The sequence below is a fragment of the Mycobacterium sp. TH-M82 genome (genome assembly GCF_057473605.1).
Genome location: NZ_JBYCKY010000711.1, coordinates 1 through 5,207 on the forward strand (window position 1 = coordinate 1; position 5,207 = coordinate 5,207).

General features: G+C 68.2%; 4 protein-coding genes and 1 pseudogene. All 5 read left to right on the forward strand.

Annotated features, from left to right (window positions below; translation table 11 throughout):
* Positions 1–20: 20 nt before the first annotated feature.
* Positions 21–488 (forward strand): FHA domain-containing protein FhaB/FipA, encoded by a 468-nt coding sequence (locus tag AC2VON_RS20755; RefSeq protein WP_486954606.1) that lies wholly within the window; start codon positions 21–23, stop codon positions 486–488.
* On the forward strand, positions 485–1,942 hold the full coding sequence (locus AC2VON_RS20760; protein WP_486954603.1) for a PP2C family protein-serine/threonine phosphatase: 1,458 nt from the start codon (positions 485–487) through the stop codon (positions 1,940–1,942). Before AC2VON_RS20755 ends, AC2VON_RS20760 begins: the two co-directional genes overlap by 4 nt.
* Positions 1,939–3,426, forward strand: coding sequence for an FtsW/RodA/SpoVE family cell cycle protein (locus AC2VON_RS20765; RefSeq protein WP_486954604.1), 1,488 nt, complete (start codon positions 1,939–1,941; stop codon positions 3,424–3,426). The genes AC2VON_RS20760 and AC2VON_RS20765 overlap by 4 nt, the downstream gene beginning before the upstream one ends.
* The gene (pbpA, locus tag AC2VON_RS20770; RefSeq protein ID WP_486954605.1) at positions 3,423–4,925 is read left to right on the forward strand and encodes a D,D-transpeptidase PbpA; all 1,503 of its coding nucleotides are present in this window, start codon (positions 3,423–3,425) and stop codon (positions 4,923–4,925) included. Before AC2VON_RS20765 ends, pbpA begins: the two co-directional genes overlap by 4 nt.
* A pseudogene (locus AC2VON_RS20775) lies at positions 4,922–5,207 on the forward strand (serine/threonine-protein kinase); the annotation flags it as partial. The gene pbpA and the pseudogene AC2VON_RS20775, both read left to right, overlap by 4 nt.

Genomic DNA, 5,207 nt, shown 5'->3' on the forward strand with positions numbered 1-5,207 from the left:
GAGGACGGAGAGGACGCCGGATGCAGGGACTGGTGCTGCAGCTGACACGGGCCGGGTTTTTGACGCTGTTGTGGCTGTTCATCTGGTCGGTGCTGCGCATACTGCGGACCGACATCTACGCGCCGACCGGTGTGGTCATGGTGCGCCGTGGCCTGTCGCTGCGGGGCACACTGCTGCCGTCGCGGCAGCACCGCACCGCCGCGCGCCACCTGGTGGTGACCGAGGGTGCGTTGACGGGTGCGCGCGTCACGCTGGGCGGGCAGCCCGTGCTGATCGGCCGCGCCGACGATTCCACCCTGGTGCTGACCGACGACTACGTGTCCACCCGGCACGCCCGGTTATCCCAACGGGGGACGGAATGGTACGTCGAGGACTTAGGATCGACCAACGGCACTTACCTTGACGGAGCGAAAGTAACCACCGCAGTGCGAGTTCCCGTCGGCACACCGGTCCGGGTCGGCAAAACAATCGTCGAGCTACGCCCGTGAGCCTGGCTCTACGTTATGTCGCGCGCAGCGACATCGGCTTGGTCCGCACCAATAACGAAGACTCGGTGTATGCCGGTGCGCGGCTGCTGGCGTTGGCCGACGGTATGGGTGGGCACGCCGCCGGTGAGGTCGCCTCCCAGTTGGTGATCGCGGCGTTGGCGCACCTCGACGACGACGAACCCGGCGGCGATCTGCTGAGCAAGCTCGAAACCGCTGTGCGGGAAGGCAACCTGGCCATCGCCGAGCAGGTCGAGGCCGAGCCCGAGCTCGAGGGCATGGGCACCACGTTGACCGCGATTCTGTTCGCGGGCGACCGGCTCGGGCTGGTGCACATCGGCGACTCCCGCGGGTATCTGTTGCGCGACGGTGAGTTGACCCAGATCACCAAGGACGACACTTTCGTCCAGACCCTGGTCGACGAGGGCCGGATCACCCTGGAAGAGGCGCACAGCCATCCGCAGCGCTCGCTGATCATGCGGGCACTGACCGGTCATGAGGTGGAGCCGGCACTGACCATGCGGGAAGCGCGTGCCGGCGACCGCTACCTGCTCTGCTCCGACGGGCTGTCCGACCCGGTCAGCGACGAAACCATCCTCGAGGCGCTGCGGATCCCCGACGTCGTGGAAAGCGCCGATCGCCTCGTCGAACTCGCGTTGCGCGGCGGCGGCCCAGACAACGTCACCGTGGTGGTCGCCGACGTCGTCGACCTGGACTACGGCCAGACCCAGCCGATCCTGGCCGGGGCGGTCTCCGGCAGCGACGAACAGCTCACCCCGCCCAACACCGCCGCCGGGCGCGCCTCGGCGATCAGACCGCGCAAGAGCGTCACCCAGCGCATCCTGCCGCAAGTCGAAGCGTTGACGCACCCGCCGCGGTCGCGGCGCCGGATGATCATCGCCGCTGTACTGCTGGCGCTGCTGGTGACCGCCGCAATGCTGATCGGGCACGCGGTGATCCGGGCCTACTACTACGTCACCGCCTACGGTGAAACGGTTTCGATTATGCGCGGTGTGCCGGGGTCGATACTGGGCTTCGGGCTGCAGGAGCCCTATCTGCTAGGTTGCCTGAACGACCGCGGCGAGTTGGTGCTGATCAGCTACAGCCAGCCGGACGACAACCTGAGCTGCCAGCCGATGACGTTGGGGGATCTGCGTCCGCCGGCCCGACAGCAGGTCGCGGAGGGGTTGCCGGCCGGCCGCCTCGACGACGCGATGAACCAATTACGCAATCTCTCCCGCGAGTCGCTGTTGCCGCCGTGCCCGGGCCCCGCACCTGCCACCCGTTCGCCGGACCACACCGGCCGCACACCGGCTCCGGGCGGTACGCCGTCGGTGACGCCGACAGGGCCGACAGGGCCGGCAGGGCCCACCTCCGGGGTGCCGCACCTGCCCACCGTGACCAGCCTGCCGCCGGCTCCCTCGGAGCCGGGCACCGACTGCCGGGCGGCGCAATGACGACCCGGCCCACCCGTCCCACCCAGCCCCAGGCGCCGGTCGCGCTGACACCGGCGTTGCCGGATCGGCGTAACGCCGAACTGCTGCTGCTCTGCTTCGCCTCCGTGATCACCGCGGTGGCTCTGTTGATTGTGGAGGCCAACCAGGAGCAGGGCGTGCGCTGGGACCTTGCCGTTTACCCGGTGGTGTTCCTGGCGCTGTTCACGCTGGCCCACCTGGCTATCCGGCGCTACGCCCGCTACGCCGATCCACTGCTGCTTCCGGTGGTGGCGCTGCTCAACGGGCTCGGCCTGGTGATGATTCACCGGCTCGACCTTCCCGTCGGCATCGCCGACGCCGACGCGAACCCCGGCGCGGCGCAGCAGATGCTGTGGACGCTGGTCGGGGTGGCCGGTTTCGCGCTGGTGGTGGTTCTGCTGAAAGACCACCGCCAGCTCGCCCGCTACGGCTACATCAGCGGACTCGCCGGCCTGGTGTTGCTGGCGATTCCGGTGCTGTTGCCCTCATCGCTCTCCGAACACCACGGGGCAAAGATCTGGATCCGATTGCCCGGCTTCTCCATTCAGCCCGCCGAGTTCTCCAAAATCCTGCTGCTCATCTTCTTCGCGGCGGTGCTGGTGGCGAAACGAAGCGTGTTCACCAGCGCCGGCAAAAATGTGCTGGGCATGAACGTGCCCCGGCTGCATGACCTGGCCCCGCTGCTGGCGGCCTGGGTGATCTCGGTTGGTGTGGTGGCTTTCGAGAAAGATCTCGGCACTGCGCTACTGCTGTACGCGTCTTTCCTGGTGGTGGTGTACATCGCCACCCGGCGGCTCGGTTGGCTGGCCATCGGCTTAGCGCTGTTCGCGGTGGGATGTGTTGCGGCGTATTTCGTCTTCGGACACGTCCGGGTTCGCGTCCAGATCTGGCTGAACCCGTTCGCCGATCCGGAGGGCAGCGGATTCCAGATGGTGCAGTCGCTGTTCAGCTTTGCCACCGGCGGCATCTTCGGTACCGGCCTGGCCGGCGGTCAACCCGGCTACGTGCCCGCCGCGTCGACCGACTTCATCATCGCCGCGTTCGGCGAAGAGCTGGGGCTGGTCGGACTAGCCGGCTTGCTGATGTGCTACACGATCATCGTCATCCGGGGTCTGCGCACCGCCGTCGCGGTCCGTGACAGCTTCGGCAAGCTGCTGGCCGCGGGGCTGGCGGCCACGCTGGGTATTCAACTGTTCATCGTCGTCGGCGGCGTGACCAGGCTCGTCCCACTGACCGGGCTGACCACACCGTGGTTGTCCTACGGTGGGTCGTCGCTGCTGGCCAACTATGTACTGTTAGCGCTGCTGATCCGTGTCTCGCACGCCGCGCGCAGGCCGCTGCGCACCCGTTCGCGGCATACCGCGTCCACCTCGGCCGCCTCACGCACCTCGCCCGCCTCGGCCATCGCAGTCACCTCGTCCACCATCTCAGCCGCCGGCACCGAGGTGATCGAGCCCGTCGTATGAACACTCCGCTGCGCCGCGTCGCGCTGACTTTGATGGCGCTGATCGTGCTGTTACTCGTCAATGCCACGCTCACCCAGGTTTTCGCCGCTGACGGGCTGCGTGCCGACCCGCGCAACCAACGCGTTCTACTCGACCAATTTTCGCGCCAACGCGGGCAGATCACCGCCGGCGGGCAGTTGTTGGCCTATTCCGTGGCCACCGACGGCCGGATCCGCTTCCAGCGGGTGTACCCCAATCCCCTTCCATACGCTCCCATCACCGGGTTCTACTCGCTGCGGTTCTCCAGCAGCGGATTGGAACGCGCCGAGGATCCGGTGCTGAACGGGTCCGACTCGCGGTTGTTCGGCCGCCAGCTGGCTGACTTCTTCACCGGTCGTGACCCACGCGGCGGCAACGTGGAAACCACCGTGAACCCGCGGGTCCAGCAGGCCGGCTGGGATGCGCTGCGGCGCGGCTGCGCTGGAGGATGCCGGGGCGCGGTGGTAGCGCTCGAACCGGCCACCGGGAAGGTTCTCGCGCTGGTGTCGTCGCCGTCCTACGACCCGAACCTGCTCTCCTCGCACGACCCCGAGGAACAGAGTCGGGCCTGGCAGCAGCTCCGCGACAACCCGCACTCGCCGCTGATCAACCGTGCACTCAGCGAAACCTACCCGCCAGGCTCGACATTCAACGTGATCACCACCGCGGCTGCGCTGCAGGCCGGTGCCACCGAGAACGATCCGCTGACGGCGGCACCGCGGATCCAGCTGCCCGACAGCAGCCTCACCCTGCAGAACCCCGGCGGCGGCGCGTGTGACGGCAGTGAGCGGACCGTGCCGCTGCGGGTCGCCTTCGCCAGGTCTTGTAACACCGCGTTCGTCCAGCTGGGAATCGACACCGGGGTTGGCGCACTCAGCAGTACCGCCCGGGCATTCGGTCTGGACAGGGTTCCCGAGCCCATTCCGCTACAGGTCGGCCTGTCCACCATCGGCTCGATCCCCGACGCTGCCGCGCTGGGGATGTCGAGTATCGGGCAGAAAGACGTCGCCGTCACCCCGCTACAGAACGCGGTGATCGCCGCCACCATCGCCAACGGCGGGCTGACCATGCAGCCCTACTTGGTCGCGAGCCTGGAGGGAGCCGACCTCGCCGACATCGCGGTCACCGCACCACGCCAGCAGCGCCGTGCGGTGTCTGCGCAGGTCGCGGCTAAGCTAACGGACCTGATGATCGCCGCCGAGAAAGCCACCCAGCAGGACGGGGCCATCCCTGGCGTGCAGATCGCCTCACAGACCGGCACCGCGGAGCGCAGCACCGACCCTGGCCGCACTCCGCCACCCGCCTGGTACATCGCCTTCGCGCCCGCCCACGCCCCGAAGGTGGCGGTAGCGGTGCTCGTCGAGGGTACCGGGGGCGGGGCAGGCAGCGCGGGCGGCGACCTGCCGTCGGCGAACGGCGGTGCACCGGCCGCGCCGATCGGCCGGGTCGTGATCGAAACCGCGCTACGGGGGGACTCGTGAGTCCGCGCGTGGGTGGGACGCTGTCCGGTCGCTACCGGCTGCAGCGCCTGATCGCCACCGGCGGCATGGGCCAGGTCTGGGAGGCTGTCGACAACATGCTGGGCCGGCGAGTCGCGATCAAGGTGCTCAAAGCCGAATTCTCCTCCGACCCGGAATTCATCGAACGGTTCCGGGCCGAGGCGCGGAACACCGCGATGCTCAACCACCCCGGCATCGCCAGCGTGCACGACTACGGCGAGACCGAGATGGACGGCGAAGGCCGCACCGCCTATCTGGTGATGG

What these genes read in the sequence shown, in the direction of transcription:
- AC2VON_RS20765 (WP_486954604.1), top strand. Translation starts at nt 1,939, where the DNA reads ATGACGACCCGGCCCACCCGTCCCACCCAGCCCCAGGCGCCGGTCGCG.
- AC2VON_RS20755 (WP_486954606.1), top strand. Translation starts at nt 21, where the DNA reads ATGCAGGGACTGGTGCTGCAGCTGACACGGGCCGGGTTTTTGACGCTG.
- pbpA (WP_486954605.1), top strand. Translation starts at nt 3,423, where the DNA reads ATGAACACTCCGCTGCGCCGCGTCGCGCTGACTTTGATGGCGCTGATC.